This is a genomic window from Ruegeria sp. N11 (assembly GCF_056531525.1).
This window is the reverse complement of sequence record NZ_JBQFLX010000004.1, coordinates 155,194-180,920: the sequence shown is the minus strand read 5'-3', so window position 1 is coordinate 180,920 and position 25,727 is coordinate 155,194. Positions and strand designations below refer to the sequence as shown.

Annotated in this window: 28 protein-coding genes; 12 read left to right on the top strand and 16 right to left on the bottom strand. The window is 59.0% G+C overall.

All coding sequences use genetic code 11. The features are described 5' to 3' along the window. Positions 1–4: 4 nt before the first annotated feature. The 4 genes from ACR0J8_RS05915 to ACR0J8_RS05900 form a co-directional block, all read right to left on the bottom strand. Positions 5–883 carry a F0F1 ATP synthase subunit gamma gene (locus ACR0J8_RS05915; protein WP_170614768.1) on the bottom strand — a complete coding sequence of 293 codons (879 nt, stop codon included), beginning with the start codon at positions 881–883 and terminating at the stop codon, positions 5–7. Positions 884–895: 12 nt separating this feature from the next. Further along, positions 896–2,434: a F0F1 ATP synthase subunit alpha gene (gene atpA, locus ACR0J8_RS05910; RefSeq protein WP_480889153.1), complete on the bottom strand. Its 1,539-nt coding sequence runs from the start codon at positions 2,432–2,434 to the stop codon at positions 896–898. Then, on the bottom strand, positions 2,435–2,995 hold the full coding sequence (locus ACR0J8_RS05905; protein WP_480524285.1) for a F0F1 ATP synthase subunit delta: 561 nt from the start codon (positions 2,993–2,995) through the stop codon (positions 2,435–2,437). It lies immediately after the preceding gene. A 313-nt stretch (positions 2,996–3,308) separates the two neighbouring features. Continuing rightward, positions 3,309–4,043, bottom strand: coding sequence for a class I SAM-dependent methyltransferase (locus ACR0J8_RS05900; RefSeq protein ID WP_170807897.1), 735 nt, complete (start codon positions 4,041–4,043; stop codon positions 3,309–3,311). A 61-nt stretch (positions 4,044–4,104) separates the two neighbouring features. Here ACR0J8_RS05900 and gloB point away from each other — a divergent pair, with 61 nt between their 5' ends. From gloB to ACR0J8_RS05885, 3 genes are all read left to right on the top strand, one after another. Continuing rightward, entirely contained in the window at positions 4,105–4,872 is a 768-nt protein-coding gene (gene gloB, locus ACR0J8_RS05895) for a hydroxyacylglutathione hydrolase (protein WP_480889151.1), read from the top strand. 174 nt (positions 4,873–5,046) lie between these two features. After that, positions 5,047–7,371, top strand: a complete 2,325-nt coding sequence (gene clpA / locus ACR0J8_RS05890) for an ATP-dependent Clp protease ATP-binding subunit ClpA (RefSeq protein WP_480524281.1) — start codon at positions 5,047–5,049, stop codon at positions 7,369–7,371. A gap of 78 nt (positions 7,372–7,449) precedes the next feature. Continuing rightward, positions 7,450–8,058 carry a DJ-1/PfpI family protein gene (locus tag ACR0J8_RS05885; RefSeq protein WP_480524279.1) on the top strand — a complete coding sequence of 203 codons (609 nt, stop codon included), beginning with the start codon at positions 7,450–7,452 and terminating at the stop codon, positions 8,056–8,058. A 10-nt stretch (positions 8,059–8,068) separates the two neighbouring features. On the opposite strand, the gene ACR0J8_RS05880 is transcribed toward ACR0J8_RS05885, so the two are convergent. From ACR0J8_RS05880 to ACR0J8_RS05870, 3 genes are all read right to left on the bottom strand, one after another. Beyond that, on the bottom strand, positions 8,069–9,748 hold the full coding sequence (locus ACR0J8_RS05880) for a peptidoglycan -binding protein (RefSeq protein WP_480524277.1): 1,680 nt from the start codon (positions 9,746–9,748) through the stop codon (positions 8,069–8,071). 3 nt (positions 9,749–9,751) lie between these two features. Further along, on the bottom strand, positions 9,752–10,930 hold the full coding sequence (locus ACR0J8_RS05875) for a biopolymer transporter ExbB (RefSeq protein WP_170619555.1): 1,179 nt from the start codon (positions 10,928–10,930) through the stop codon (positions 9,752–9,754). A gap of 69 nt (positions 10,931–10,999) precedes the next feature. Further along, positions 11,000–11,530: a gamma-glutamylcyclotransferase gene (locus ACR0J8_RS05870; RefSeq protein WP_480889148.1), complete on the bottom strand. Its 531-nt coding sequence runs from the start codon at positions 11,528–11,530 to the stop codon at positions 11,000–11,002. A 67-nt stretch (positions 11,531–11,597) separates the two neighbouring features. On the opposite strand from ACR0J8_RS05870, the gene ACR0J8_RS05865 reads away from it, so the two are divergent. Beyond that, the gene (locus ACR0J8_RS05865; protein WP_480524273.1) at positions 11,598–12,599 is read left to right on the top strand and encodes a DUF2125 domain-containing protein; all 1,002 of its coding nucleotides are present in this window, start codon (positions 11,598–11,600) and stop codon (positions 12,597–12,599) included. 58 nt (positions 12,600–12,657) lie between these two features. After that, positions 12,658–13,500, top strand: coding sequence for an FkbM family methyltransferase (locus ACR0J8_RS05860; RefSeq protein ID WP_480889146.1), 843 nt, complete (start codon positions 12,658–12,660; stop codon positions 13,498–13,500). An 11-nt stretch (positions 13,501–13,511) separates the two neighbouring features. Here the strand turns inward: ACR0J8_RS05860 and ACR0J8_RS05855 are convergent, their stop codons facing one another. The 4 genes from ACR0J8_RS05855 to ACR0J8_RS05840 all read right to left on the bottom strand — a co-directional run bounded on the left by ACR0J8_RS05855 (position 13,512) and on the right by ACR0J8_RS05840 (position 17,836). Next, the gene (locus ACR0J8_RS05855; RefSeq protein WP_480524270.1) at positions 13,512–14,357 is read right to left on the bottom strand and encodes an extensin-like domain-containing protein; all 846 of its coding nucleotides are present in this window, start codon (positions 14,355–14,357) and stop codon (positions 13,512–13,514) included. Then, entirely contained in the window at positions 14,354–15,274 is a 921-nt protein-coding gene (locus tag ACR0J8_RS05850; RefSeq protein WP_480524268.1) for a prephenate/arogenate dehydrogenase family protein, read from the bottom strand. The genes ACR0J8_RS05855 and ACR0J8_RS05850 overlap by 4 nt, the downstream gene beginning before the upstream one ends. Beyond that, the gene (gene hisC / locus ACR0J8_RS05845) at positions 15,271–16,356 is read right to left on the bottom strand and encodes a histidinol-phosphate transaminase (protein WP_480524266.1); all 1,086 of its coding nucleotides are present in this window, start codon (positions 16,354–16,356) and stop codon (positions 15,271–15,273) included. Before hisC ends, ACR0J8_RS05850 begins: the two co-directional genes overlap by 4 nt. Before the next feature lie 64 nt (positions 16,357–16,420). After that, positions 16,421–17,836, bottom strand: coding sequence for an aminotransferase class V-fold PLP-dependent enzyme (locus tag ACR0J8_RS05840; protein WP_480524265.1), 1,416 nt, complete (start codon positions 17,834–17,836; stop codon positions 16,421–16,423). 103 nt (positions 17,837–17,939) lie between these two features. Here ACR0J8_RS05840 and ACR0J8_RS05835 point away from each other — a divergent pair, with 103 nt between their 5' ends. Then, the gene (locus ACR0J8_RS05835) at positions 17,940–18,401 is read left to right on the top strand and encodes an Lrp/AsnC family transcriptional regulator (protein WP_480524263.1); all 462 of its coding nucleotides are present in this window, start codon (positions 17,940–17,942) and stop codon (positions 18,399–18,401) included. 124 nt (positions 18,402–18,525) lie between these two features. Here the strand turns inward: ACR0J8_RS05835 and rpsD are convergent, their stop codons facing one another. Together rpsD and ACR0J8_RS05825 are read right to left on the bottom strand one after the other, a co-directional pair. After that, positions 18,526–19,146: a 30S ribosomal protein S4 gene (gene rpsD / locus ACR0J8_RS05830; RefSeq protein ID WP_170614785.1), complete on the bottom strand. Its 621-nt coding sequence runs from the start codon at positions 19,144–19,146 to the stop codon at positions 18,526–18,528. Positions 19,147–19,364: 218 nt separating this feature from the next. Then, on the bottom strand, positions 19,365–19,817 hold the full coding sequence (locus tag ACR0J8_RS05825) for a hypothetical protein (RefSeq protein WP_480524260.1): 453 nt from the start codon (positions 19,815–19,817) through the stop codon (positions 19,365–19,367). Between the two features lie 343 nt (positions 19,818–20,160). Here ACR0J8_RS05825 and ACR0J8_RS05820 point away from each other — a divergent pair, with 343 nt between their 5' ends. Together ACR0J8_RS05820 and ACR0J8_RS05815 are read left to right on the top strand one after the other, a co-directional pair. Then, positions 20,161–20,583 (top strand): hypothetical protein, encoded by a 423-nt coding sequence (locus tag ACR0J8_RS05820; protein WP_480524258.1) that lies wholly within the window; start codon positions 20,161–20,163, stop codon positions 20,581–20,583. Between the two features lie 216 nt (positions 20,584–20,799). Continuing rightward, positions 20,800–21,162, top strand: coding sequence for a hypothetical protein (locus tag ACR0J8_RS05815; protein ID WP_480524256.1), 363 nt, complete (start codon positions 20,800–20,802; stop codon positions 21,160–21,162). A gap of 115 nt (positions 21,163–21,277) precedes the next feature. Here the strand turns inward: ACR0J8_RS05815 and ACR0J8_RS05810 are convergent, their stop codons facing one another. Further along, positions 21,278–22,081 (bottom strand): glycoside hydrolase family 25 protein, encoded by an 804-nt coding sequence (locus ACR0J8_RS05810; RefSeq protein WP_480524254.1) that lies wholly within the window; start codon positions 22,079–22,081, stop codon positions 21,278–21,280. Between the two features lie 389 nt (positions 22,082–22,470). Here ACR0J8_RS05810 and rplS point away from each other — a divergent pair, with 389 nt between their 5' ends. Both rplS and rpmE read left to right on the top strand, forming a co-directional pair. Next, a complete protein-coding gene (rplS, locus tag ACR0J8_RS05805; RefSeq protein WP_170328369.1) occupies positions 22,471–22,854 on the top strand; it encodes a 50S ribosomal protein L19 in 384 nt (127 codons plus the stop codon). A gap of 11 nt (positions 22,855–22,865) precedes the next feature. Beyond that, complete coding sequence (gene rpmE / locus ACR0J8_RS05800; protein ID WP_170428949.1) at positions 22,866–23,087, top strand: 50S ribosomal protein L31; 222 nt, start codon at positions 22,866–22,868, stop codon at positions 23,085–23,087. Between the two features lie 67 nt (positions 23,088–23,154). Here the strand turns inward: rpmE and ACR0J8_RS05795 are convergent, their stop codons facing one another. Then, on the bottom strand, positions 23,155–23,526 hold the full coding sequence (locus tag ACR0J8_RS05795; RefSeq protein ID WP_480524252.1) for a VOC family protein: 372 nt from the start codon (positions 23,524–23,526) through the stop codon (positions 23,155–23,157). 367 nt (positions 23,527–23,893) lie between these two features. Between ACR0J8_RS05795 and ACR0J8_RS05790 the strand changes: the two genes are divergently transcribed. Then, positions 23,894–24,703: a division plane positioning ATPase MipZ gene (locus tag ACR0J8_RS05790; protein WP_170614791.1), complete on the top strand. Its 810-nt coding sequence runs from the start codon at positions 23,894–23,896 to the stop codon at positions 24,701–24,703. A gap of 36 nt (positions 24,704–24,739) precedes the next feature. Here ACR0J8_RS05790 and ACR0J8_RS05785 read toward each other — a convergent pair whose 3' ends face one another. Beyond that, entirely contained in the window at positions 24,740–25,276 is a 537-nt protein-coding gene (locus tag ACR0J8_RS05785; protein ID WP_480524250.1) for a winged helix-turn-helix transcriptional regulator, read from the bottom strand. Positions 25,277–25,316: 40 nt separating this feature from the next. Between ACR0J8_RS05785 and ACR0J8_RS05780 the strand changes: the two genes are divergently transcribed. Next, on the top strand, positions 25,317–25,694 hold the full coding sequence (locus tag ACR0J8_RS05780; protein WP_170614793.1) for a VOC family protein: 378 nt from the start codon (positions 25,317–25,319) through the stop codon (positions 25,692–25,694). The last annotated feature ends 33 nt before the right edge of the window (positions 25,695–25,727 follow it).

The window sequence follows — 25,727 nt, the reverse complement described above, 5'->3', positions numbered from 1 at the left end:
TTTCTTACAGCGCTTCGGCGCCGGAAATAATTTCAATCAGCTCGTTGGTGATCACGGCCTGACGCGAGCGGTTGAACTGGATCGTCAGCTTGTCGATCATTTCACCCGCGTTACGTGTCGCGTTGTCCATCGCGGACATCCGTGCACCCTGTTCGGACGCTCCGTTTTCGAGCAGAGCCGAGAAGATCGCGGTCGCAACCCCCTTGGGCAGCAAGTCGGCCAGAATGGCCTCTTCGCTGGGCTCGTAGTCGAAAATGGCACCGCTGTCGTCACCTGCCGCTTCGTCCTCGAACGAGGCGGGAATGACCTGCTGTGCCGTCGGGATCTGGGTCACAACGTTGACGAACTTCGAGTAGAAGATCGTGGCAACGTCGAACTCTCCCCCGTCGAAACGAGACAGGACGTCCTTGGCGATGTCTTGCGCGTTGGAATATCCCAGACGCTTGACCTCGCTCAGGTCGATATGTCCAACGAACAGATCGCCAAAATCACGCTTGAGCGCGTCGCGGCCTTTCTTGCCGACGGTCAGAACTTTGACCGTCTTGCCATTCAGGCGCAGCTCTTCCGCCTTTTGACGGGCCAGCTTGGCGATGTTCGAGTTGAAGCCGCCACACAGGCCGCGTTCAGCTGTCATCACAACCAGCAGATGGACATCATCACTGCCCGTACCACGGAGCAGCTTGGGGGCGCTGTCGCTGCCCCCGACCGAAGCCGCCAGCCCCGCCATCACGGCATTGAACCGCTCGGCATAGGGGCGCGAGGCTTCGGCAGATTCCTGGGCGCGGCGCAGTTTTGCTGCCGCGACCATCTGCATGGCCTTGGTGATCTTGCGGGTCGATTTGACCGACTCGATCCGGTTTTTAAGGTCCTTCAGACTAGGCATCGGAACCCCCTATCAAGCGAAGGTTGCGGCGTATTCGTCGATCGCTGCCTTGATCTTGTCGGACGCGTCGCCTTTGACCTTCGGATCTTCGTCGGTGATCCACTTCAGCAGGTCGGCGTGCTTGCCGCGCAGGTGCGCCAGAAGACCGGCCTCGTAGCGGCCAACATCCGATACGTCGATCTTGTCGAGGTAGCCGTTGGTGCCTGCGAAGATGACGCAGACGATTTCCGCGTTGGTCAGCGGCGAGTACTGCGGCTGTTTCATCAGCTCAGTCAGACGCGCACCACGGTTCAGCAGCTGCTGAGTTGCGGCGTCAAGGTCGGAACCGAACTGCGCGAACGCAGCCATTTCGCGGTACTGGGCCAGTTCCAGCTTAACCGGACCGGCAACCGATTTCATCGCGTTGGTCTGGGCCGACGAGCCCACACGCGAAACCGACAGACCGGTGTTCACGGCAGGACGGATGCCCTGGTAGAACAATTCGGTTTCCAGGAAGATCTGGCCGTCGGTGATCGAGATCACGTTGGTCGGAATAAACGCCGAAACGTCACCACCCTGAGTTTCGATAACCGGCAGAGCGGTCAGCGAGCCCGCACCGAAATCTTCGTTCAGCTTCGCCGAACGTTCCAGCAGGCGGGAGTGGAGGTAGAAAACGTCACCAGGATAGGCTTCACGTCCGGGCGGACGGCGCAGCAGCAGCGACATCTGACGATAAGACACGGCCTGTTTCGACAGGTCATCATAGATGATCAGCGCGTGACGGCCGTTGTCACGGAAGTACTCGGCCATCGCGGTGGCGGCGTAAGGCGCCAGGAACTGCATCGGTGCCGGGTCGGACGCTGTTGCGGCCACCACGATCGAGTATTCGATGGCGCCGGACTCTTCCAGTTTCTTCACCAGCTGCGCAACGGTCGAACGCTTTTGGCCAATCGCAACGTAAACGCAATACAGCTTCTTCGACTCTTCGTCGCCTGCTGCGTCGTTGTAGACTTTCTGGTTCAGGATGGTGTCCAGAGCAACGGCGGTTTTGCCGGTCTGACGGTCACCAATGATCAGCTCACGCTGGCCGCGGCCGATCGGGATCATCGCGTCAACCGATTTCAGACCGGTTGCCATCGGCTCGTGCACCGATTTACGCGGGATGATGCCGGGGGCTTTCACGTCTGCAACGCCGCGCTTGGAAGCGTTGATCGGGCCTTTACCGTCCAGCGGGTTGCCCAGACCGTCCACAACACGGCCCAGCAGTTCGTCACCGATCGGAACGTCCACGATCGAGTTGGTGCGCTTGACGGTGTCACCTTCTTTGATGTCACGGTCGGAACCGAAGATAACGACACCAACGTTGTCGCTTTCCAGGTTCAGCGCCATGCCCATGATGCCACCGGGGAATTCGACCATCTCACCGGCTTGCACGTTGTCCAGGCCGTATACACGGGCAATCCCGTCACCGACGCTCAGCACGCGGCCGATCTCGGCCACTTCGGCTTCCTGACCAAAATTCTTGATCTGGTCCTTCAGGATTGCAGAAATCTCTGCAGCTTGGATTCCCATTTATCCGACCTCTTTCATTGCATTCTGTAGGGAGTTCAGCTTCGAACGGATCGAACTGTCGATCATTTTCGAGCCCACTTTAACGACAAGACCGCCGATGAGGGTTTCATCAACAGTCGCATTGATTGTCACGGTCTTGCCCACACGCTCGGACAGCGTCTTGGACAGTTTTTCCATTTGCGTCTTGGTCAGCGCCTTGGCCGAGGCGACATCGGCGGTCACTTCGCCGCGCTCGTCCGCCAGCATGTCGCGCAGAACCTGCACCAGCTGCGGCACAACGAACAGGCGACGCTTTTGCGCCATCAGACCCAGCGTGTTCTGCAGGATGGAGTTCAGCCCCATCTTGGCGGCAATTGCGGTAATTGCGCCTTCCTGTTCGGCGCGTGAAACCAGAGGCGAGGCGATCAGGTCGCGCAAATCGGCGCTTTCGCCCAAAGCTGCTGCCAGATCATTGATGCCGGTTTCCAGACCTGCGAGGTCATTATTCTCTTTGGCAATCTCGAAGATTGCGGTGGCATAGCGCTCGGCGATGCCTGTGGAAATCGAAGCTGGTTCGGACACGTCCACCCTTCCGATATTTTGGGCCCCGAATTCGCGTGCGGCAGCTACCCCGGGGGCGTGAAGAAACCCCGTCCTTGTAGGGCGGGGATCAAAATCACCGGGGATGTAGCAGAGGTGTTCCAACCTCGCAATATAGTATAGTGATTACGATGTTATCCACAAATTGTTTTATTTCATGCACTTACGCAAAGTGCGACCCTTTGGACACGTCTGAAGGGGTGAAAAATGTTACCAAATTGCAGCTTTTGGCGATTCCTGTGGCCTATTTCCCTCAGATTTGGGCACCAGACATGGGTGTCCATCACCTGTTCTGTCAGGCCGGCTTGAGCAGGCCGTCCAGCGCCTTGATCGGGCGTTTGACCGCATCTTTGGTCACGGTGCCACTTGGCGGCCGGATAAGCTTGGTCGCCTCGACCATGAGAACGCCGCCCGCCATAATTGTCGGCAGACGTTGCCCCGTCTTTTCGATCAGATTGCCGGATTTCAACCAGAACCGTCGATAGGATGGCGGCATGTAAAGAGCCGAGCAATGCGTTTCCGGAACGAAATGATGGGCCTTGAGCTGGGATTCCAGCTGCGATGCGGAATACGGGCGACCAAATCCAAACGGCGTCCGGTCGGACCGCGACCACAGACCCGCCCTGTTGGGTACGACAAACAGGATACGCCCCCCCGGCCCCAACACGCGCCAACATTCCTCCAGCAACTGGGTGGGCCGCTCAGAGGTTTCCAGACCGTGCATAACCACCAGCTTGTCCACATGACCGGTTTCGATGGGCCAAAGCGTCTCTTCGGTCAGGACCGAGACGTTGGGCATTCCTGCGGGCCAGGGCATCACACCCTGCGGGCCGGGCATCAGCCCGATCACACGCCGCGCATCCTTCAGATAGGGGCGCAACAAGGGCACGGCGAATCCAAACCCGACAACAGTCTGCCCCTTGGCTTCGGGCCACAGCTCGACCATTCGACCACGGATCGCCGCCTGCGCGGCACGTCCCAAAGTGCTGCGGTAGTAGAAATTCCTCAGATCCTGCACATCAAGATGCATTGCGGACACCCGGTCAATCGGCTTAGCTGTCGGCAGTCTAGCAACGAAAGGGCAAAAGGCCATGCCTCTTGAGATCGTCACCATCCCATGCCTCAGCGACAATTACGCCTTTCTGGCGCATGATGCGGCCAGTGGCCAGACCGCATTGATCGACGCGCCTGAATCTGGACCGATCCTGGCCGCGCTTGAGGCCCGCGGCTGGAAACTGTCTCATGTCCTGCTGACCCATCACCACTGGGATCACGTAGATGGTCTGGCCGGAATCCTCGAACATCACCCTGCCAAAGTGATCGGAGCCGCCGCTGACGCCCACCGCCTGCCGCCTCTGGATTTGCAGGTGCGCGAAGGCGATACTTTCGAAATCGGCGGCGAACCCGTTCATGTGCTGGACGTCTCGGGCCATACGATCGGACATATCGCGTTTTACATGCCGGAGAGCACGGCTGTGTTCACCGCAGACAGCCTGATGGCCTTGGGCTGCGGCCGTCTGTTCGAAGGCACACCTGCGCAAATGTGGGCTTCGCTTGGAAAACTGGCCGCCCTGCCCGACGAGACGATCGTCTGTTCCGGCCACGAATACACACAATCCAATGCAAAGTTCGCGATCACTGTCGATCCGGACAACGCGGCGCTGCAGCAGCGCATGCAGGATATCGACCGCGCAAGGGCTGCCGGCGAGCCAACCGTTCCGTCGACTCTGGCGCTTGAGAAGGCCACAAATCCGTTTCTACGGGCCACGGATCCGGGGATCAAGATTCAACTGGGGATGGAAAATGCCGATCCTGTATCGGTATTTGCCGAAATTCGGGCTAGAAAAGACCGGTTTTAGGACCTATTTGCCCCACGTCTCGGTCACGGTCACACGAAATGTGACTGTCAAGAGCAAGAAAACCCTTGAAGCCGCGCCACGATCAACCAAACTCTAATAGTATGAGGACATGGTTGGGATGGGGATCCGACCTTTAATGCGCCCCCTTCTGACCCAAGACAGAGGAGCACCCGCGTGCCTTCATTCTCGAGCACATTAGAACAAGCCATTCACGCGGCCCTGGCTGCGGCGAACGAACGGCGACATGAATTCGCAACGCTGGAGCATCTGCTGCTGGCGCTGCTGGAAGAACCCGATGCGGTGCGCGTGATGAAGGCGTGCAGCGTCGATCTGGATGAGTTGCGCAGCACCCTTGTCGAGTTCATCGACGAGGATCTGTCAAATCTGGTAACGGATATTGACGGATCCGAGGCGGTGCCGACCGCAGCCTTCCAGCGTGTCATCCAGCGCGCGGCGATTCACGTTCAAAGCTCTGGCCGGACCGAAGTCACCGGGGCCAACGTTCTGGTCGCCATCTTCGCCGAACGCGAAAGCAACGCGGCCTATTTCCTGCAGGAGCAGGACATGACCCGCTATGACGCGGTGAACTTCATCGCACATGGCGTGGCCAAGGATCCTGCCTATGGTGAAAACCGTCCCGTTTCCGGCGCGGATCAGGTTGAGGAAGAGGTTCAGTCTAGCGCGGGTGAAGGCGAACAAAAAGAAAGCGCGCTGGGCAAGTATTGCGTCGATCTGAACGCCAAGTCGCGGGCCGGAGATGTCGATCCGCTGATCGGGCGCGCAGATGAGGTCGAACGCTGCATCCAGGTGCTGTGCCGCCGTCGCAAGAACAACCCGCTGCTGGTGGGTGATCCGGGTGTAGGCAAAACCGCCATCGCCGAGGGTCTGGCGCATAAGATCGTCGCGGGTGAAGCTCCGGATGTTCTGGCCAACACCACGATCTACTCGCTCGACATGGGTGCGTTGCTGGCCGGAACCCGATACCGCGGTGATTTCGAGGAGCGTCTCAAGGCTGTCGTGACCGAGTTGGAAGACCATCCTGACGCGGTCTTGTTCATCGACGAGATTCACACCGTGATCGGTGCCGGCGCCACTTCGGGCGGCGCGATGGACGCGTCGAACCTGCTGAAACCTGCACTGCAGGGCGGCAAGCTGCGTACCATGGGCTCGACCACGTACAAGGAATTCCGCCAGCATTTCGAAAAGGACCGCGCGCTGAGCCGCAGGTTCCAGAAAATCGACGTGAATGAGCCTTCGGTCGAGGACAGCGTGAAAATCCTGCGCGGCCTAAAGCCCTATTTTGAGAAGCATCACGAGATCAAATACACCGCTGATGCGATCAAAACCGCTGTGGAACTGTCGGCGCGCTATATCAATGACCGCAAACTGCCCGACAAGGCGATCGACGTGATCGACGAGGCCGGTGCGGCCCAGCATCTGGTCGCGGAAAGCAAACGCCGCAAGACCATCGGTGTGAAAGAGATCGAAGCGGTGGTCGCCAAGATCGCCCGCATTCCGCCCAAGAACGTCACCAAGGATGATGCCGAGGTTCTCAAAGACCTGGAAGCTTCGCTGAAACGGGTGGTGTTTGGTCAGGACGAAGCCATCGAGGCGCTGTCCAGCGCGATCAAACTGGCACGCGCGGGTTTGCGTGAGCCTGAAAAGCCAATCGGCAATTACCTGTTCGCCGGCCCGACCGGTGTGGGTAAAACCGAGGTTGCGAAACAGCTGGCCGATACGCTGGGTGTGGAACTGCTGCGGTTCGACATGTCCGAATACATGGAGAAACACGCGGTTTCCCGTCTGATCGGTGCGCCTCCGGGGTATGTCGGGTTCGACCAGGGCGGTCTGTTGACCGACGGCGTCGACCAGCATCCACATTGCGTCCTGCTGCTGGACGAGATCGAGAAAGCGCACCCGGACGTGTTCAACATCCTGTTGCAGGTGATGGACCACGGTGAGCTGACCGATCACAACGGCCGCACGGTGAACTTCCGCAACGTGGTCTTGATCATGACCTCGAACGCGGGCGCGCAGGAACAGGCCAAGGCCGCCATTGGCTTTGCCCGTGATCGCCGCGAGGGCGAGGACACCGCCGCAATCGAGCGCATGTTCACGCCGGAATTCCGCAACCGTCTGGACGCGGTGATATCGTTCGCGCCGCTGCCGAAAGAGGTCATCCTGCAGGTGGTCGAGAAGTTCGTCCTGCAGCTTGAGGCGCAGCTTTTGGATCGCGGCGTCTCGATCGATCTGACCCCCAACGCAGCCGAATGGCTGGCCGACAAGGGTTATGACGACAAGATGGGTGCCCGCCCGTTGGGACGGGTTATTCAGGAGCACATCAAGAAACCACTGGCCGAGGAACTGCTGTTCGGAAAACTCGCCAAGGGCGGTGTGGTCCGCGTATCCGTCAAGGACGGCGAGCTGGATCTGGAAATCCTCGGCCCCGATCAGCCGCGTATTCCGGGCGACAAACCTCCGCTGCTGACGGCAGATTAACCCGAAGAATGAAACGACAGCCATCGCCTGCCAACCCAAATTGGCAGGCGATTTTCGTTCAAAGGACAGGAGACAGGGATGCGCAAAATCGGCGCTTTGATTTTTCCCGGGTTTGAGTTGCTGGATGTGTTCGGCCCGATGGAGATGTTCGGCTTGCTCTCCGATGAATTCACCCTGGAGCTTGTGGCGGAAACCAGTGGACCGGTTGAAAGCAATCAAAAACTGAAGGCTTTTGCCGACACGACGATCGACGCAGCGCAGGGCTATGACATTCTTTTTGTGCCGGGCGGAGCTGGCACCCGCAAGGAAGTCAACAACTCACGCTTGTTGGATTGGATTGCGGACGGTTCGGATAAGGCGGAATTCACCTTGAGCGTATGCACTGGCAGCGCCCTTCTTGCCAGGGCCGGAGTATTGGACAACCGACGCGCCACGACCAACAAGGCGGCCTATTCGTGGGTCTGCGCGCAAGGGCCCGACGTCGAGTGGGTTCCCCAGGCCAGATGGGTTGAAGACGGGCCATTCCTGACCTCATCCGGCGTTTCCGCCGGAATGGATATGGCTCTGGGCGCCATTGCCCTGATGCACGGAACGGATGTAGCCGAAAAGGTGTCGGTCTGGTGTGAGTATACCTGGCACAAGGACAAGACCCGCGATCCGTTTGCCCGCGTGCATGGGCTGACGTGATGTGAAGGGATCAGCGCTCGGTCAGTTTCAGCTCGATCCGCCGGTTCTGGGCGCGGGCTTCGGGCGTATCTGACGGATTGACGGGCTGGAATTCACCAAAGCCATTTGCGGCAAGCCGGTCTGGCGGGATGCCCAGCGCGTCGACCATGTAGCGAACAACGGACAAGGCGCGCCCCTGGCTGAGTTCCCAGTTGTCCTGATACCGCCCTGTCCCGGCCAGCGGTACGTTGTCGGTGTGCCCGTCCACCCGAATGACCCAATTCAAACCTTCAGGGATTTCCGCCGCCACGCTGCGCAGGATATTGGCCACCTTGGCGACCTCCAATTGCCCTTCCGGGGAAAGGACGGCCGAGCCGGTGTCGAAAAGAACCTCGGACGAGAACACGAACCGGTCGCCTTCGATCCGTACGCCTTCCTGATCCCCAAGAACCTCGCGCAGGCGCCCGAAAAACTCGGACCGGTACCGTTGCAGATCTTCGGCCTGCGCCGCCAGCTGCTGGTTCTGACCCGACAGCGCTTCGGCTTCGGCCTCAAGCCGTATCCGCTCGGCCTCTTCCAGCAAGCGGCGACGGCGTTCTTCCGAGGCCGCCCGCGCCAAGGCGGCGTTCAGGTCCTGCCCCAGTGTCTGGATGCGAATGTTGGCCGATGCGTTACGCTCTTCGTAGTCATCCAGCAGGGCCTGCAACGATCCAAGCTGCCCGCGCAGTGCAGCCATCTGTTGATTCAAAAGCGCCGTTTGCCGCTGCGCTTCTGCAGAGATTTCTTTTTCATCCGCAATCGTATTGCGTGCCACTGCCAGCAATGTTGCCCGCTCTTCTGCCAGTGTCTTCTGCGCCTCGGCATCCGCTTGCGCCTGGGTCTGCGCGGCCAGGGCGGCCTTGAGTTGCGCCTTCAATTCTTCCGGATCCAGATCGCCAAAGCGACGCTCCAGCTCGGCCTTGGCCGCCTGCGCCGCGGCGAGCAGGGTCAGAGTATCCTCGGCGTCCTTGCGCTGCGCCTCAAGTGCCAGGGTCATCGCCGTCAGCTCCGCATCGGCGTCCTGAAGACGGTTGCGCAGGTTTTCGGCGGCGGCGGCTTCGGCCAATTTCGCAGCCTCTTCCGCGCTCAGTGTTTCTTCAAGCTCAGCGATCCGGCTGCTTTGGGTTGCCTCGTTCGCCTCCAGGTCAGCAACGAGCGCTTCCAACGCTTCACGGCGGGCGGCAGCCAAACGGGCAGCGTCGGCCTGCGCGTCGATTTCGGCCCGGCGTTGGGCTAGCGCAAGGTTCAGGGCCTCCTGTTCGCTCAGCAATTCCTCGCGCTGGGATTGAAGATCAGCAATCGCCCCGCGCGCCTGTTCCTGATCGACCAGCAGAGCCGCGACCTGAGCCTCGAAATCCGTGATCCGGGTCTGCGCCTGTGACAAGTCATCTTCGGCCTGCGTCAAGGTCGCGTTGAGCGCGCCCAGACGGGCCTGCAAACGACTGTTTTCACGCTCTTCCAGCCCCAGTGCGCCCGCCAAAGCGGCGACTTCGTCGGACAGGGCGGTCAGCTCATCCTCCTGCCCCGAAATAGTCTCGCGCAGGACGAATTGCACCACCATGAAGATGGTCAGAACGAAAGTCAGAACCATCAGCAGCCCGGTCATCGCATCCACAAAGCCCGGCCAGACCGAACCCTGGAAACGTTGACCTGTGCGGCGGGACAGAGCCATGGTTTACTCGCCTTCCGGTGTGCTGCGCACGGCGCCCTTGGGCAGGGTCAGCGCCCTGACAAGCAATTCGATATCCTTGCGCATCTCGTTCATGCTTTCCTGACGGCCAGCCGAGATTTCCTCGAGGATACGCAGCAGCTGTACGTCCATCGACCGCAGGCGCATCCGGCTTTCGGCGTCGATCCCGTCGCCGGCGCCATGTTCGCGCATGTGATCCAGCAGCGCGTCCTGACCAAGGGCCACGCGTTCCAAAGCAGATGTCACACCTTCGGTTTCAGACTGCCGCTGGTTCATGTCCCCGATGGTTCGAACCAGCTGACCCATCTTGGCCGAAAGGTCGGCGCGGTCAGCTTCCTGCGCGGAAAACAAATCCTGCAGCGCGTTCATCTGTTCGGACATCGCATCCAGAACCGGCGTCAGAACCGCGATTTCTGCGCCGCCTTCTTCACTTGCCGCGAACCCGACGCGGGTGATCGATGACAGCCATTCCTCAAGCTCGCGGTAGAACCGGTTTTGGCCGTGCCCGGCAAAGAGTTCCAGCAGGCCAACGATCAAGGAGCCAGCCAACCCCAGCAGCGAGGATCCAAATGCGACGCCCATACCCTGCAACTGCGCCTCGAGCCCGGTCATCAGACGGTTGAACACCGCCAGCCCTTCTTCGCCTTCCTGCGGGTTCAGGCTGCGGATGGTGTCGACAATGGCCGGAACGGTGGTGGCAAGGCCAAAGAATGTACCCAGAAGGCCAAGGTAAATTAGGACGTTGGTGATATAGCGTGTGATCTCACGCTCTTCCTCGACCCGTTCGGCGACGGAATCCAGAATTGACCGGGTTGAACTGGAACTGATCTGCGACCGCGCACCGCGTTCGCGCAGCAGCGAGGCGAGCGGTGCCAACAGCTGCGGTGTCCGGGCATCCTCGCGCACGACACCGCCGACAAATGCCTCGATCCAGCGGACGGAGCCGATCAGCTGCCCCACCTGATAGAAACAGGCCAGAACGCCGATGACGAAAACAAGCAGAATGAACCCGTTCAGATAGGGGTTCGCCTGAAACACCGGCAGCACGTATGGCAGCGCCATGAACACACCCAGCCCTGACAGGCCAATCGCGATCAACATCATCACGATCTGTCGGATGGGATGCGAGAAATGGGGTCTCGCGCCCTGATGTGCCTGCGCCATGCGCGTCATTCCCGGTTTTTGCCTGCTCTGCGCTGAAACTAGCGAACTTCCGCCGGTGACGCCAAGGGTTTATGCGGTAATGCTGCGCACCCGTTGCGACAACCACTCAAGATCGGGATCGCGCAGACCGATCTCGGCCAGATGTTCGGTCGTATTGTACAGATATTCGGTGTTCGGACCGCGCCCGCCCACGGCATGGGCGATAATCTGAGCCTGTTCTTCCAAGGGCATGCCGCCGCAATACTGCACGTGGGCCTCGTCGATCACATAGGTCACGGCATTCACCACCGTACCGCAGTCCAGATGCACATCCAGCATCTTCTCGACATAGGCCGAGGAAATCAGCTCGCGCTCGCGCAGTTCGTGCAGGGTGCGTTCCTCGTGCCCCGTTTCGACCGCCAGTGCCAGACCCTTGCAATGGGCGTCGGTCTGCTCGTCCAGCGCCAGCACCAGACCCGGGTGGTCCTCGGTGCCGCGGTGGTGGATGGAACTCATGCAGAAAGAGCGTGCGTATCCGTGCAAGGTTGCGCGTTCGCTGCGCGCCACCGGAAACCCAGGATTCCACAGCAGCGATCCATATCCGAAAACCCACATCGTCATTACACTGGTCCTTGCCCGTTTGCGCCTATAAACATCAAATCCGACGCAGGAAAAAGGGCCATTTGTCATGCGCCGTCTGATACGAGTACTCATATTTGTTGCCGTCGCCTGGAGTGCCTATTGGTTCATCGCCGGTTATGGGCTGCGCAGTGCGATCACCGCCTGGTTCGACAAGCAACAGGAACTGGGTTGGCAGGCCGATTTTTCCGAAGTCGCAACAGCGGGTTACCCGACGCATCACGTGACCCGGCTGAACAACCCGGGGCTGGCCGATCCGGTCAACGGCACCGCCTGGAGCGCCGACTGGATCGAGTTCGAAAGCCCTGCGATCTGGCCCGGTCGGCAGGTGCTGCGGTTTGCGGATACGCCCCAACGGCTGTCCTATTTCGACCAGACGGCGACCGTTCAGGCAACGGATTTGCAGGCAGAACTGCAATTGCAGCCGGGTGTCGCACTTGTTCTGGAAAAGATGGCCCTGACTGCGGACAAGTGGATTGTCGCTGGCGAAGCTGCTGCGGTGGCCGGTGGTGAAACCCTTGATCTGCTTATGGAGCAGTCTGGCCAGCCTGAAGCATACAAGGTCAGCGCCCGGATCGACGGCTTTCGCCCCGGCATGGATCTGCGCGACCTCATGCGGTCGGCCACATCGCTGCCGCAGGCATTTGAAACGCTGGCGATGGACATGACCGTCACCTTTGACAAGTCCTGGGACCGTTCTGCGCTTGAGGAAAGCAGGCCACAGCCGGTAGCCATCGATCTGAGGCTGGCGGAAGTCAGATGGGGTGAGTTGCGCCTGTTTGCTGCTGGCGAGCTGGATGTTGACGCGCAGGGCATTCCAACCGGCGAAATCGCCATCAAGGCCGAAAACTGGCGCGACATGATCGCCATGGCCAACGCCGCCGGTGCCTTGCCGGATCAGGCGGTTGATCCGGTCACGCGGGCGCTGAACTTTATGGCCGGTTTGGGCGGAAATCCGAATGCGCTGGACCTACAGCTCAATTTCCGCGACGGATTCGTAGCACTGGGCCCGTTGCCCCTTGGACCGGCACCCCGGTTGATATTGCGGTGATGCCCGGCGATACCTTGGGCAGACACGAAACAGAATTCAGCGCTTACGGGAACGGTCAATGGGACTAAGAACACTCATTTCCAATCGGATTTCGAACTGGGCGCTGGGACACAAGAAGATCAGGCGCGAACTGCTGCGGCAGTTGTGGAAAGATGACGTTCTGTTCTTTCGCAATTTCGACGATCACAGCCTAGTCTATTACCCTCATGACGTCATCGGAGAACACCTGACGAAATTCGGTGAGTTCAGTCGCGAACCGGTGCGTGAACTGGCCGAATATCTGACCCGTTCGGGCCAGCCCCCGGAAGGCGGTTCCGTGCTTGAGGTCGGTGCAAATATCGGTACACACACAGTTTATTTCTTCAGGGATCTGCACTGCAACTCGGTTGTTGCGATCGAACCCGACCCCGAAAACCACGAATTGCTGTGGCGGAACGTTCAGATCAACGACCTGAACGATAAAGTGACCATTCTGCGCGTTGGCGCATCTGACAAAACCGGGCAGTTGCCCTTCGTCACCAGTGAACTGAACCGTGGAGGTTCGAAAATCGGAGAGGCGCAGGATAATGCGATCATGGTGGAGGTGACCACCGTTGATTCACTGCTTGCGTCCCAGGCGCAATCGCTTCAGGATCTTCGTCTGATCTGGATCGACGTCGAAGGGCATGAATTGCAGGTGCTGCAAGGCGCGCTGCGAACCCTGGGCGAAATCAAACCCCCGGTCTATCTGGAATACACCCCCAATCCGGATGCGTCTGAAAACGAAAAGCTGCGGGATATTCTGTTTGAGGCCTATGATCACGTCGTTGATTTTGCGAACGGTCAAACTGTTCTGACCCGGGACAGTTTCAATCACATCCACGCACAGACCGATCTGCTGGCACTGAATCTGAAACCGTAAGCGCGCCTGAACTAGCGGCAGAACGTACCGCTGCGGTACCGCGCCGTATCCAGGTGGAAATGATCGCGGTGATACCTGTCCGAGTTTGGCCCCAGCACGGTTCCGAACGGGCCACAGGCACCGCGCCAGACCTTGATCAGCTGCTTTTGCGAGGGGTTTTTACGCCAACCGTTCAAAACCGTCACAACCTCACCATCGGCCATTGTGAAACCCGAGATGTCGATGGCACGCCCCTTGCCGTGTTCTGAAATCCGGGCACCTTTTTGGCTGTTGCGCGTGCGGCAGGCGTAATGGGCCGCCACCTGCAACTCGACTACCGGACCACGTCTTTTGAAGGTGGGAATGACGGCTTTGTCGACCCATTTGTTGAGCGCGATCGCCGTGCCGCAATCCATCGTCGACGGGCGGCTAAGCGCAACGCCCGAAACTGATGTGATCTGGACCGCATCCTTGATCCCGCAGGCCTTGATCTTGCCCGGCACCTTGCCTACCGCTTTGCCCTGTATTGCGATGTCACCGCATACGGACCCCTTGCGCAGTTTGCGTTTCTTCAGAAAAGCCTGTTGCTCCAACTCTTTGGGGCGCAGGTACGGCATCAGTGACGTGTCCGGCCCCTGCAGCGGCAGATCCGATGGTCGCGCAGCAGCAGCCAAAACCTGAGGCGATTCCGGACGTGTTTGGGGCCGCATCTCTGACAGCGCCGCAACGGTTGCTGCCGCTTTGGAAATCACTGCGCCCCCAGCAAAGGCCGCCGGGCGCGTCAATGGAAACAGCGATTGTTCTGGTGGCGCAGCCGTGGTTGCGGTGGCGATCAACACCGCAGTTCCGACCAGTATGCGCCCCCAGATCTTTGTCATGAATGGGCCTTGCCACGTCCAAAGTCAGGCGCGTCCGTATCCTGACCCGCGTCAATGATACCGCGTCGGATCGCGCGGGTGCGGGTGAAGTAATCGAACAGATGCTCGCCATCCCCGGTGCGGATCGCACGTTGCAGGGCAAAAAGCTCTTCGGTAAAGCGCCCGAGAATTTCCAGCGTCGCGTCCTTGTTGGTCAGAAACACATCGCGCCACATGGTCGGATCAGACGCTGCAATCCGGGTGAAATCCCGGAAACCGGCTGCCGAGTACTTGATCACCTCGCTATCTGTGACCCGCCGCAGATCGTCCGCGACGCCCACCATCGTATAGGCAATCAGGTGCGGCGCATGAGAGGTCACGGCCAGAACCAGATCGTGATGGTCGGCATCCATTTCATCGACATTCGAGCCCATCCCCTCCCACAGGGCACGCAGCCGGGTAACGGCTACAGGGTCAGCGTCTTCCACCGGCACCAATAGGCACCAGCGATTGTCGAACAGTTCCGCAAACCCGGCTTCGGGGCCTGAATGCTCGGTTCCGGCCAATGGGTGGGCGGGAATGAAATGCACGCCATCGGGAACGTGCGGTGACACGGCCTGAATAACGTGGCGCTTGACCGAACCGACATCCGTCACGGTGGCGCCCGGTTTCAGAACCGGCGCGATATCCTGCGCAACAGCTTCCATCGCACCAACGGGAACGCACAGCACCACCAGATCGGCCCCTTCAACGGCCGCGCGCGCCGTGTCGCACACGCGGTCGCACAACCCGATGCGCCGCGCCGTATCACGGGTGGCTTCGGACCGTGCATAGCCCGTGACTTCGCCGGCCAGACCAGCGCGCTTGATGGCCCAAAACATCGAGGAAGCGATCAGACCGAGCCCGATCAGCGCCACCCGGTCATATATCTGGCTCATGCGGCGCCCCCTTTGAACGCGGTGATTGCTGCCACGACACGGCGGCAGGCCTCTTCATCGCCAACGGTGATCCGCAGCGCGTTCGGCAGGTTGTAGCCTGCAACCCGCCGAACAATCAAACCCTGAGTTTTCAGGTAGTCGTCGCAGGCCTCGGCTTCGGCCTGATCAGCAAAGCGCGCCAGGATGAAATTGGTGCAAGACCGGTCTGACGGAACGCCGATCTTCGCCAGCTCACCCGACAGCCAAACGCGCAGGCGGGCGTTCTCGGTCTGGCAAAACGTCATGTAATCGGTGTCCCGCACCGCCGCTTCTGCCGCGGCCAGCGCAGTCTGCGACAGGTTGAAGGGCTGGCGTACCCGGTTGAGCACATCGATGATCGGCTGCTGCGCGTACCCCCAGCCGACACGCAGCCCGCCCAGACCGTAGATCTTGGAAAAGGTCCGCGTCATGATCACATTTTCAAAACGGTCCACCAATGCCGCGCCGCCATCAAACCCATCGACAAACTCGGCGTAGGCGCCATCAACCACCATCAGGCAGCTTTCGGGCAGGTTTTCCGCCAATCTCGTCAGTTCGGCCTCGGAAATCATGGTCGAAGTCGGATTGCCTGGATTGGTGACAAAAACGATCCGTGTGCGTTCGGTGACCCCCGCCAGAATGGCGTCCACATCGACCGTGCGATCCGTTTCGGCCACCATGACCGGGTCCGCGCCGACCATACGGGCGATGATCGGGTACATGGAAAATCCATGCTCGGTATGGATCACCTCATCGCCCGGTCCCGCATAGGCCTGCGCCACGAACTGAAGAACTTCGTCGCTGCCGACGCCACAGATGATCCGCGCCGCATCCAGCCCGTTCCGCTCGCCGATTGCACTGCGCAGACTGGCATGATCCGTGCTGGGATAGCGATGCAGCATGGCAGCAGTTTCCCGAACGGCCTCAATCGCCTTTGGGCCCGGACCAAAGGGGTTTTCGTTGGAACTCAGCTTGATGACATCCGCCACGCCTTTGATATGCGACTGGCCGCCCTGATACAGCGCGATGTCCATGATGCCGGGTTGCGGGGTAATCTTGGTCATGAGGGGCTCCGTTATCCGAGCCCCTCATACCCGTCTCAACGGATTGAGAAAAGCGGCAATTCCCTTATGCCGCCCGGAAGCGGGCCGTTGCCGGATCAGCGTCGTAGAATGGCGCGAATTCTTCGGTCCGGTGCGACAGGTCATTAACACTGTCGATGATGAACTGAACCGTCTCTTCGGTCATCAGGTACGAGAAGTTCAGCCGCACCCAGCCGGGTTTCTTCATCTCTTTCCCTGCGGACAATTCGGCATGCAAAACCTCGGATGTTGCACGGTCTATACCCAGCAGTCGGTGCGCATAAGGTCCGGCGCAGGCACATCCGCCCCGAGCCTGAATGCCAAACACATCGCTCAGCATGCGGGTAAACAACTGCTGGTGCACGGGCTGGCCGGAATTGTCGCGTACGAGAAACGAAAAGATGGGCAGGCGGTGCGGGTTGTCCACGCCCAGCAATGTCAGGTTTGGATTGCCACGCCAGCCGTCCAGCGCGATTTGATTGTAAAGCGCCTCGCGCTTTGCGATCTCATCGGCGCCGACGACATCCTTGACGATAAAGGCCAGCGCGGCGCGGATATCTCCGATGACGTTTGGCGTTCCGGCCTCTTCCCGGGTGGCAAGATCTTCGCTGTAATCATGGCGCCAGGGCGACACGAAACTGACCGTTCCGCCACCGGGCCAGCTGGGGCAGGTGCGCTGAACCGCATGACTGTTCACGATCAAAACGCCCGACGCCCCCGGCCCGCCCGGAAATTTGTGTGGTGACACGACTATCGCATCCTTGCGCGCGTCCGCCGGCCCCATATCCATCGGCAGATAAGGTCCGCCACCGGCATAGTCCCAGACCGACACAGCACCATGCTCCTTCAGCAACCGTGTGACCGGATCGGGATCGGTGATGATGCCCGTCACGTTTGATGCCGCCGAAAACGAACCAATCAACAGATCCGCATCCTGGTTTGCGACCAGCGCCTCTTTCAGTGCATCCAGATCAAGGCCACCCTCCGGGCCTTCGGGAATTTCGATCACCCGCGCCTTGCTTTCCCGCCATGGCAGAATATTCGAATGATGTTCATACGGCCCGATCAGGACAACCGGCTGGTCAGCTTGCTCTATCCCCAGCAAACTGACCAGCCGGTTGAGACCCGCAGTGGCGCCCGACCCGGCAAAAATCACCGCGTCTTCTCCCCTTGCGCCTACAATGCGGGCGATCTCTGCGCGTGCTTCGCGGCGCAAACGTGTCATATAGGATCCGCAAAAAGAGGCCTCAGTATGGCTGTTGGCATAGAACGGCAACACATGCCCGGCCACATAGTTTTCGACCTGTCGCAACGCACGGCCGGAGGCCACGTAATCCGCATAGACAAGCGGTACGTCCCGATGCAGACCAGGGATCAAAACGTTCTCTCCGATCAGCCCTTTACGCAGGGATGAATCTTGAGCGGCGGTCTGAAGGTTTGCTCGAAATTCGGACAAGGTCATTGCATCTGCTCCATTCCTTTGGAAGCAATGTGATTGAACCTTGTTCTAAAAACTTCACCTAATTTTGCTTCATTTTCCGTTATTTTGTGTCATATGATCAGGAATGGCCTCGAAATTAGATCAAATAGACACACGCATTCTGAAAGAGCTGCAACGGGATGCTTCGTTGTCGCAACGCGAGTTGGCCGACCGGGTCGGCCTGTCGCAGAATGCGTGCTGGCGCCGCCTCAAGGCGTTGACCGACGATGGCGTGCTGCAAGGCTCCAGTGCCCGGATCGCGCGTGAAAAGCTGGGGCTCAGCCTAGTTGTCTTTGTCATGCTGCGCACCCGGCACCATTCAACGGAATGGCTGCAGGCTTTTCGCAGCCACGTCCTGACCATCCCTGAAGTGGTGGATTTCCACCGGATCGGCGGCGACTATGACTATCAACTCAAAGTGGTGACCCAGGACATGGCATCTTACGACAAGGTCTACCAGCGCCTGATCGAAAAGGTGGAACTGGACAGCGTGACTTCGTATTTCGCCATGGAAGCGATTGCCGAGGGGCGTCCGCTACCGCTCTGATCCGCACTTCATCTGGCCAGAAATATCCCGGGGGAAGCGCGGCCTGCCGCGATGGGGGCAGAGCTCCCAACAAAAAAAGGCCGCGCAGAACAGCGCGACCTTTGAAACTTGGGATCGGCGAAGATCAGTTCTTCGCGTAGAATTCGACGACCAGGTTCGGCTCCATGACGACCGGGTAAGGCACATCGCTCAGGCCCGGTGCGCGCACGAAGGTCGCGGTCATTTTCGAATGGTCGGCGTCGATGTAGTCAGGCACATCACGCTCGGCCAGAGCAGCGGCTTCCAGAACAACGGCCAGTTGCTTGGACTTGTCACGCACTTCGATCACGTCGCCTTCCTTGACACGGTAGGACGGGATGTTGACGCGCTGGCCGTTCACCTTGACGTGGCCGTGGTTCACGAACTGACGTGCAGCAAACACGGTCGCCACGAACTTGGCGCGATAGACAACAGCGTCCAGGCGACGCTCCAGCAGACCGATCAGGTTTTCACCGGTATCGCCTTTGACACGCTCGGCTTCGGCGTAGATGCGGCGGAACTGCTTCTCGGTCAGGTCGCCATAATAGCCTTTCAGCTTCTGCTTGGCACGCAGCTGCAGACCGAAGTCCGACAGTTTGCCCTTGCGGCGCTGGCCGTGCTGGCCGGGGCCGTATTCGCGACGGTTGACCGGGGATTTCGGACGACCCCAGATGTTTTCGCCCATCCGGCGGTCGATTTTGTACTTGGCAGACGTGCGTTTGGTCACGACTGATCTCCTTCGTTCAGGTCGAGGCCCATTCGGGCCACTATGAAGGGCGTTGTCCTCTTGAGGTTTCCCCCATGACAGGCATCCCCTTGCGGGGGCCACCAACACCAATGAAGCCGCGCTTATATCCGTGAATTTCGGAGAGTCAACAGGTCTCGGGGCTTTGATTTTTCAACCCGCAGGGAAACAGCCGGCCTGTTGCACCAATAATGGGGAAGTTACAGAAGGCCGTTCCGTGCCGGAAATGCGATCACTGTGCTGTTGCTGTGATCGATGGCGTCCAGTGGCAGGCCGATTTCCCGGATGTCGCTGACCCAGTAATCCTGATCCCGCTCGGGGAAATCCTGTTCAAAAACCAGCGTCGGCGCGTCTTCACCTTCGGGGACAATCAACTCCGCTCGATATTGCCGTGCACCGTTGGTCAGAACAACAGTGCCGAACGCATCACCGGGTATCTCCGAAGAGGAATATACGCTTTCAGCAACAACTCTGCTGCCGACGCTTTCTGCCCTGCCCAGCATCATCTCGGCAGCCACGTCCAGCCGACGTGCCACGCCGCGCCAGGACCATGCCGCACCTACCGTCAACGATTCCAGAGGCGCAGCCTCAAGCCCGTCGATTTCAGTTTGTGTCCACAAGATAGCTTTGCGACCGTTTTGTCCGGTTCTCATTTGCCCGCCCGACCTTTCAACAAACTACACGTTACCGATGCGTATTTATCTATTAAGAATTGGTCGGAAAAAAGACCGAATTGCAGCATTCACAGGAATGTTGTGCTTTTGCCATTTCAAATCGATACTCCCGGGCTTTTCACTGAGTTTTAGTACACGGACCATCGACATCTAAGAACGCGTTCACCCCCCCACTTTGGCCGTCTCATCCGCGCGATTGTGACCAGAAAGTCGCAGAAAGCAGCAATGAACCAATTCACTTTGAGGTTGCTAGAAAATGCAGGTACTCAGCTTGGAGAATACCGGTCGGAATCGACCTCCCAAGAGTGAATAAGTTTGTAAAATGAAAAAGTTATTGTTTGGTGCATTGCTTGTTGTGAGTGCTTGTGCCGCCAATCCCGGACCGTCCATCCCCGTAAAGCCCGGCCACGATCTTGCCTTTGCCCGCAGGGCAGTTCAGAGCTGCTCGGCCAATGCCGAGGCCGGCGGCACCAGCGCCGTTGTCGGTGGCTATGCAACCGGTGTCATTCTGGTCGGCGTGGTTCTGGGCCCGGCGATTGTCGGGATGAATCAGGACACCATTTATGAAAACGGCAAGATCGACGGCGTCGACCGCTGCCTGGCCAAGCACGGCTTTGAACGCCGTGACCTGACGGATGGTGAAGTCTTCTGGCTGGGCGACAGTTACGGGACGGAACGCGAGAACCGGTTAAGTCACCTTATCGGCGGCGGCACCGTTGAAAGCTACAAACCGACTTTGAATTGATGCGTGCACTTGCCTGACGGCATCCGTGGCGGGGAACGTCGCCGCCTCGGCATGCGCGTGGCAAGTCCCCGGAAGTACGGCTATCAAGCCCGATCGGCACAGGATACCTGACCGGATTACAAAAGTTGTCATTGCGAAATCATTGCCCGCGAGACGGTTGGTCTCTTAGCTTTTGGACAGGGTTTCAGACCCAACAATTTCAAGCAGGAGATTACAATGAAAACTGGAATGATACTTGGAATTATCGGCGGTGTTATCGCCTTATTGGTCGGTGCGGTGGGCTACAGCGCCTCATCCGCCCTCGGCTCGTTGTCCAGCGGCATCGGGTATGAGCAGGGCGCGTCATCCGCGCAGTTCTACAGCATCATGTCGCTGGTGTTGCCGGTCGCCGGCCTTCTGGGCGGAGGCATCGCCGGCAGGAACGCGCAGGTTGGAGCTGGCCTGATGGGCCTGTCCGCTGTCGGAATTTTATGGGCCTTCGGCCTGAGCTTTTTGTCAATTGTTCCCGCCGTCCTTCTTGGGCTCGGCGCTTTTCTGGTGCTTTCAGAAGGCGAAAGCAGTTCGCACGAAAATAGCTGAGACACCTACCAAAACAGGCCTGCCCAAATGGGCAAGCCTGACCGGATCATCCGTGCTTTTGCTGTTACCCGGAATTCGCAAAAGCGAACGCCCGGAGCTCACCCCCCAAGAAAACTCAGTTGCCTCCAGCCTTCCAGCGGGCCCAGATTTCCGGCTCTCCGTTGAATGTGTTGATATCAACCTTGCCCTGGACCCCCGGGACCAGCCCGGTGCCGGTGTATTGCCAGAAACGCCAGATCGTATTCGGATAGACATCTCGCGGGTGCCCGGCAACCGAACGCAACCAGAACTCGGTTTTGGGCAGGCGACTGATATTGGTGTCCTGATAGAAATCCACGGTGGTGTAGACGATCGGTCTGCGCCCGTAGTGACGCTCGAGAATATTCAGGAATTTCTCGGCCTCGGCCCGCACTGTTTTGCCATCGGGCCGCAAAGTGCAGGTCTTGGAATGTGGCGTCCATTCCATGTCGAGAACATGGGGCAGATCGGCGCCCTTGGGCACGTTGCGGATAAACCAGCGGGCCTGTTCGGCAGCAGGACGGCAAAAGTAATAATAGTGATACGCGCCCCACGGCACACCCGCTGCCTGCGCGCCCTGCCTGTGTTCGTTGAAGCGCGGGTCTGCGAAATCGCCCCCTTCAGTGGCCTTGATGAACACAAAGCTGACCCCGGCAGAGCGGGCAGTGCGCCAATCGATCGAGTCCTGCCAGCGCGACACGTCCAGCCCATGGACCGGGTAGCTTCCGGGTTGCCGCCCCTCCCACTCATGAGGGTCCGCATCGCCAAAGCGAGGGTGAATAACCAATGGCGGTTCCGGGTCCGTTACCTCGAAGTGCTCGACCACCTGTGGTGGCGGAGGACGCCGCCCGCATGATACAAGTGTCAGCCCGATGAGTGCCAGTAAGACCACTAAGCGCATTATTCTAACCTGCCTGAAATATCTGCTCGTATTGTTGGGTTCAGAATGACAAATCTGCGTGATAAGACAACGCTACAATTGCGTGACGGCGGAAACTTACCGCTTGCACACCGGGCACCTTCAGAAATTGACAATTCATGCTTGATCCCGGGCACCAAAACGCCTAAAGCAGCGCAATCCGGTGCCGCGTCATGCGACTCCGGTGTTTTGGTTTGTTTCGCAGCGTGACGTCCCGCTTTCTTCGGCCCGGACGCGATGCGGCAAACCAGACCAAAGGAACATTCGATCTGACCTCTGGCGGGCTGTACGCAGGACCCGGTGAAGACCAAGAGCTCTCAGGCCGTGCCCAAACTTCGTGGACCAACCACGAGCAGATAGGAGTACCTGCGATGGACCTGATCGCACAGCTTGAGGCGGAACAGATCGCCGCCCTGGGGAAAGACATCCCCGATTTCAAAGCCGGAGACACCATCCGTGTCGGCTTTAAAGTGACCGAAGGGTCGCGTACCCGTGTGCAGAACTACGAAGGCGTCTGCATCGCGCGCAAAGGTGGCAGCGGCATCGCCGGTTCGTTCACCGTTCGCAAGATTTCGTTTGGCGAAGGCGTGGAGCGTGTGTTCCCGCTGCATTCGACCAACATTGACAGCATCACCGTTGTCCGCCGTGGCCGCGTCCGTCGCGCCAAACTGTACTATCTGCGCTCGCGCCGTGGTAAGTCCGCGCGTATCGCAGAAGTCACCAACTACAAGCCCAAGGCTGGCGCCGAGGCGTAAGGAGCGGAAAGATGAAAAAAGACATCCATCCCGATTATCACGTCATCAACGTCAAAATGACCGATGGCACCGTGGTTCAGATGAAATCCACCTGGGGCGCCGAAGGCGACCAGCTGGCTCTGGAAATCGACCCCTCCTCGCACCCCGCGTGGACCGGTGGCTCGTCGCGCCTGATGGACGCCGGCGGCCGCGTGTCGAAGTTCAAGAAAAAATACGAAGGTCTGGGCTTCTAAGCCTGACCGGTTCCGAATGCAGAAGGCCGCCCATTGGGCGGCCTTTTTTTGTGGAGCGCGTTGGGCTTTATCCGAACAGGTAAAAGCACAGCTTGTTGCCGTCCGGGTCCCGCACATATGCGCCGTAGAAGCGGTCAGGCACACGCTGACCCGGCTCGCCGTCGTCCGTCGCGCCAAGGCTGATGGCCCTGTCATACATGGTGGTGACCGCATCTTTGGATTCGGCGGCAAAGGCCAGCATGTTGCCATTTCCTGACGCGCAGGTTTCGCCGTCATAGGGTTCGCAAACCGCCAGCATGGGTGCAGTCGGATCGTTGCCGATGAACGCAATCCGACCGGCATCGATCAGAACCTTCGCGCCTTTGTCCGCGAAAAGCGCAGTATAGAACTCCTTGGCCTTGTCCATGTTGGAAACACCAATGGTAACATATCCGATCATTCAGGATGTCCTTTGCTGATTGCTTAGCTGTTTGCGACGCACTGTCCGTCAGGTGCCACAGGTATACAAGTCACGAAACCGGCATCGACTGACCTTGAAAGCCCACTGGGAAAGTGCAGGTCACGGCCTTCGCAACCACGCGCTGTTTTTGCCTGTCTGGCCCATCGTTTCTTTGGCAAATCTGAGAAACGGTGCAAGCCGCCCGTCTTGTTGCACGGCGTAACCCGCCCGGGCCGCGCTGTTTTCCGGTTTCCTCGCCAATAATAGGCCAATACACCGCTTGAGGTTCTTTCCTTCCCACTAAACACAACATATAGTGGCCACAAACAACGTGTGGGCAAACACGGCGGGACTTGGGAATACAAGCATGGCACATATCATTGTGGTCGGGAACGAAAAGGGCGGCGCAGGCAAATCGACCGTTTCGATGCATGTGGCGACGGCGCTGGCGCGGCTGGGGCACAAGGTCAGCACACTGGATCTGGACCTGCGGCAGCGCAGCCTTGGGCGTTACTTCGAAAACCGCCTGAACTTTCTCAGAAGTTCGGACCTGAGCCTGCCCAGCCCGCGTCATCACGACCTGCCCGAAATCGATGCGGCCACGCTGAAGCCGGGCGAGAATATCTATGACCACCGCCTGTCCGCCGCCGTTGCTGAACTGGAAAGCGACAGCGATTTCATCCTGATCGACTGCCCCGGCTCGCACACGCGCCTCAGCCAGGTGGCGCATTCGTTGGCCGACACGTTGATCACGCCGCTGAACGACAGCTTCATCGACTTCGACTTGTTGGCGAGGATCGACTCGAAGGGTGAAAAGATCCTCGGGCCGTCGGTCTATTCGGAAATGGTATGGAACGCGCGTCAGCTGCGGGCGCAGGCCGGGCTGAAACCCATCGACTGGGTTGTGGTCCGCAACCGGGTCGGCACACAGCGCATGGTCAACAAGGAAAAGATGCAGCGCGCGATCGAGATGCTGTCTCAGCGGATCGGTTTCCGGGTTGCATCCGGCTTTTCCGAACGGGTGATTTTCCGCGAGCTGTTTCCGCGCGGTCTGACCCTTCTGGACCTCAAGGATATCGGTGTCAAACAGCTGAACATCTCGAACATAGCCGCGCGACAAGAGCTGCGCGACATGATGAAGGAACTGAACCTGCCGGGGGTCGAGATCGACTTCTGACGGGGCACATCTTCACCGCTGCCTTGAACATCCTGATCATTTTGCCAGGGCGATCGCCTTGTTGACCTCGATGCCACGATTGATGGCAAGGTAGGTCGGAAAGGGCGATCGGCCTGAGACATCGATGTCGCGCCTAAGCCAGTCATGCGTTTCCAAAAGATAGAGCGACTTCGACAGCGCGCGGTCGGTGATCGTGGACAGATCTGATTTTATGACAGAAAAGCGCTGGGGTTTTTGCGTCACGGCCAGAATCGGCACGGTCCAGCTTCGCCTCAGAAGGGCAAAGTCGTCTTCGTCGGGCACGGCCTTAACAATTCTGCTTGCAACCTCGGCCATTTCTCTACCGTTCTGCGTCAGCCGGAATTCGGGTCGCAGTGGATGACCGTGGCCGGGGTTTTTCTCAAGAAGCCCTAACTCGATCAGGTGCCCAAGGCTTTGGGTAAACGAACTGCGGCCTGCCCCCGTCGCCGCAATCAGCGGTGCCTGCCGCCCCGGAACGCCCGCGTGCAGCTTTGCCAGAATGCTCAGCGACCATGCCCGCGACGTAAGCTTGACAAGTGACTTTGTGTCCATAAAGTATAGTTACTTTATTATTAGATAGTAGGAAAGACCGATGCTGCCAGTTTCTTTGGAAAACACGATCACGCTTGCGATCTCAGTCCGCGACCGTCACGCCAGCGCCAAATGGTACAGCGACATGCTTGGGTTTGAGCTGATCCATCACATTGACGAGGCCGGCTGGAGCGAAATGCAGACAAAGACCGACGGCGTAACCTTGGGACTGGGCGAGCAGACCGAACCCGCGCCCGGTAACACCGTCCCTGTATTTGGAGTAAGCGACATCAAAACGGCAAGGGGCGCGCTGGAAACGGCCGGGGTCAAATTCGACGGCGACACAGAAACCATCGAGGGGATGGTCAGCACCGCCACATTCTACGACTTGGACGGCAACGCCATGATGTTGGCGCAGGACCTGACCGGACAAGGATGACATCTTACGACCGGCGCAATCCCACGGGCCGCC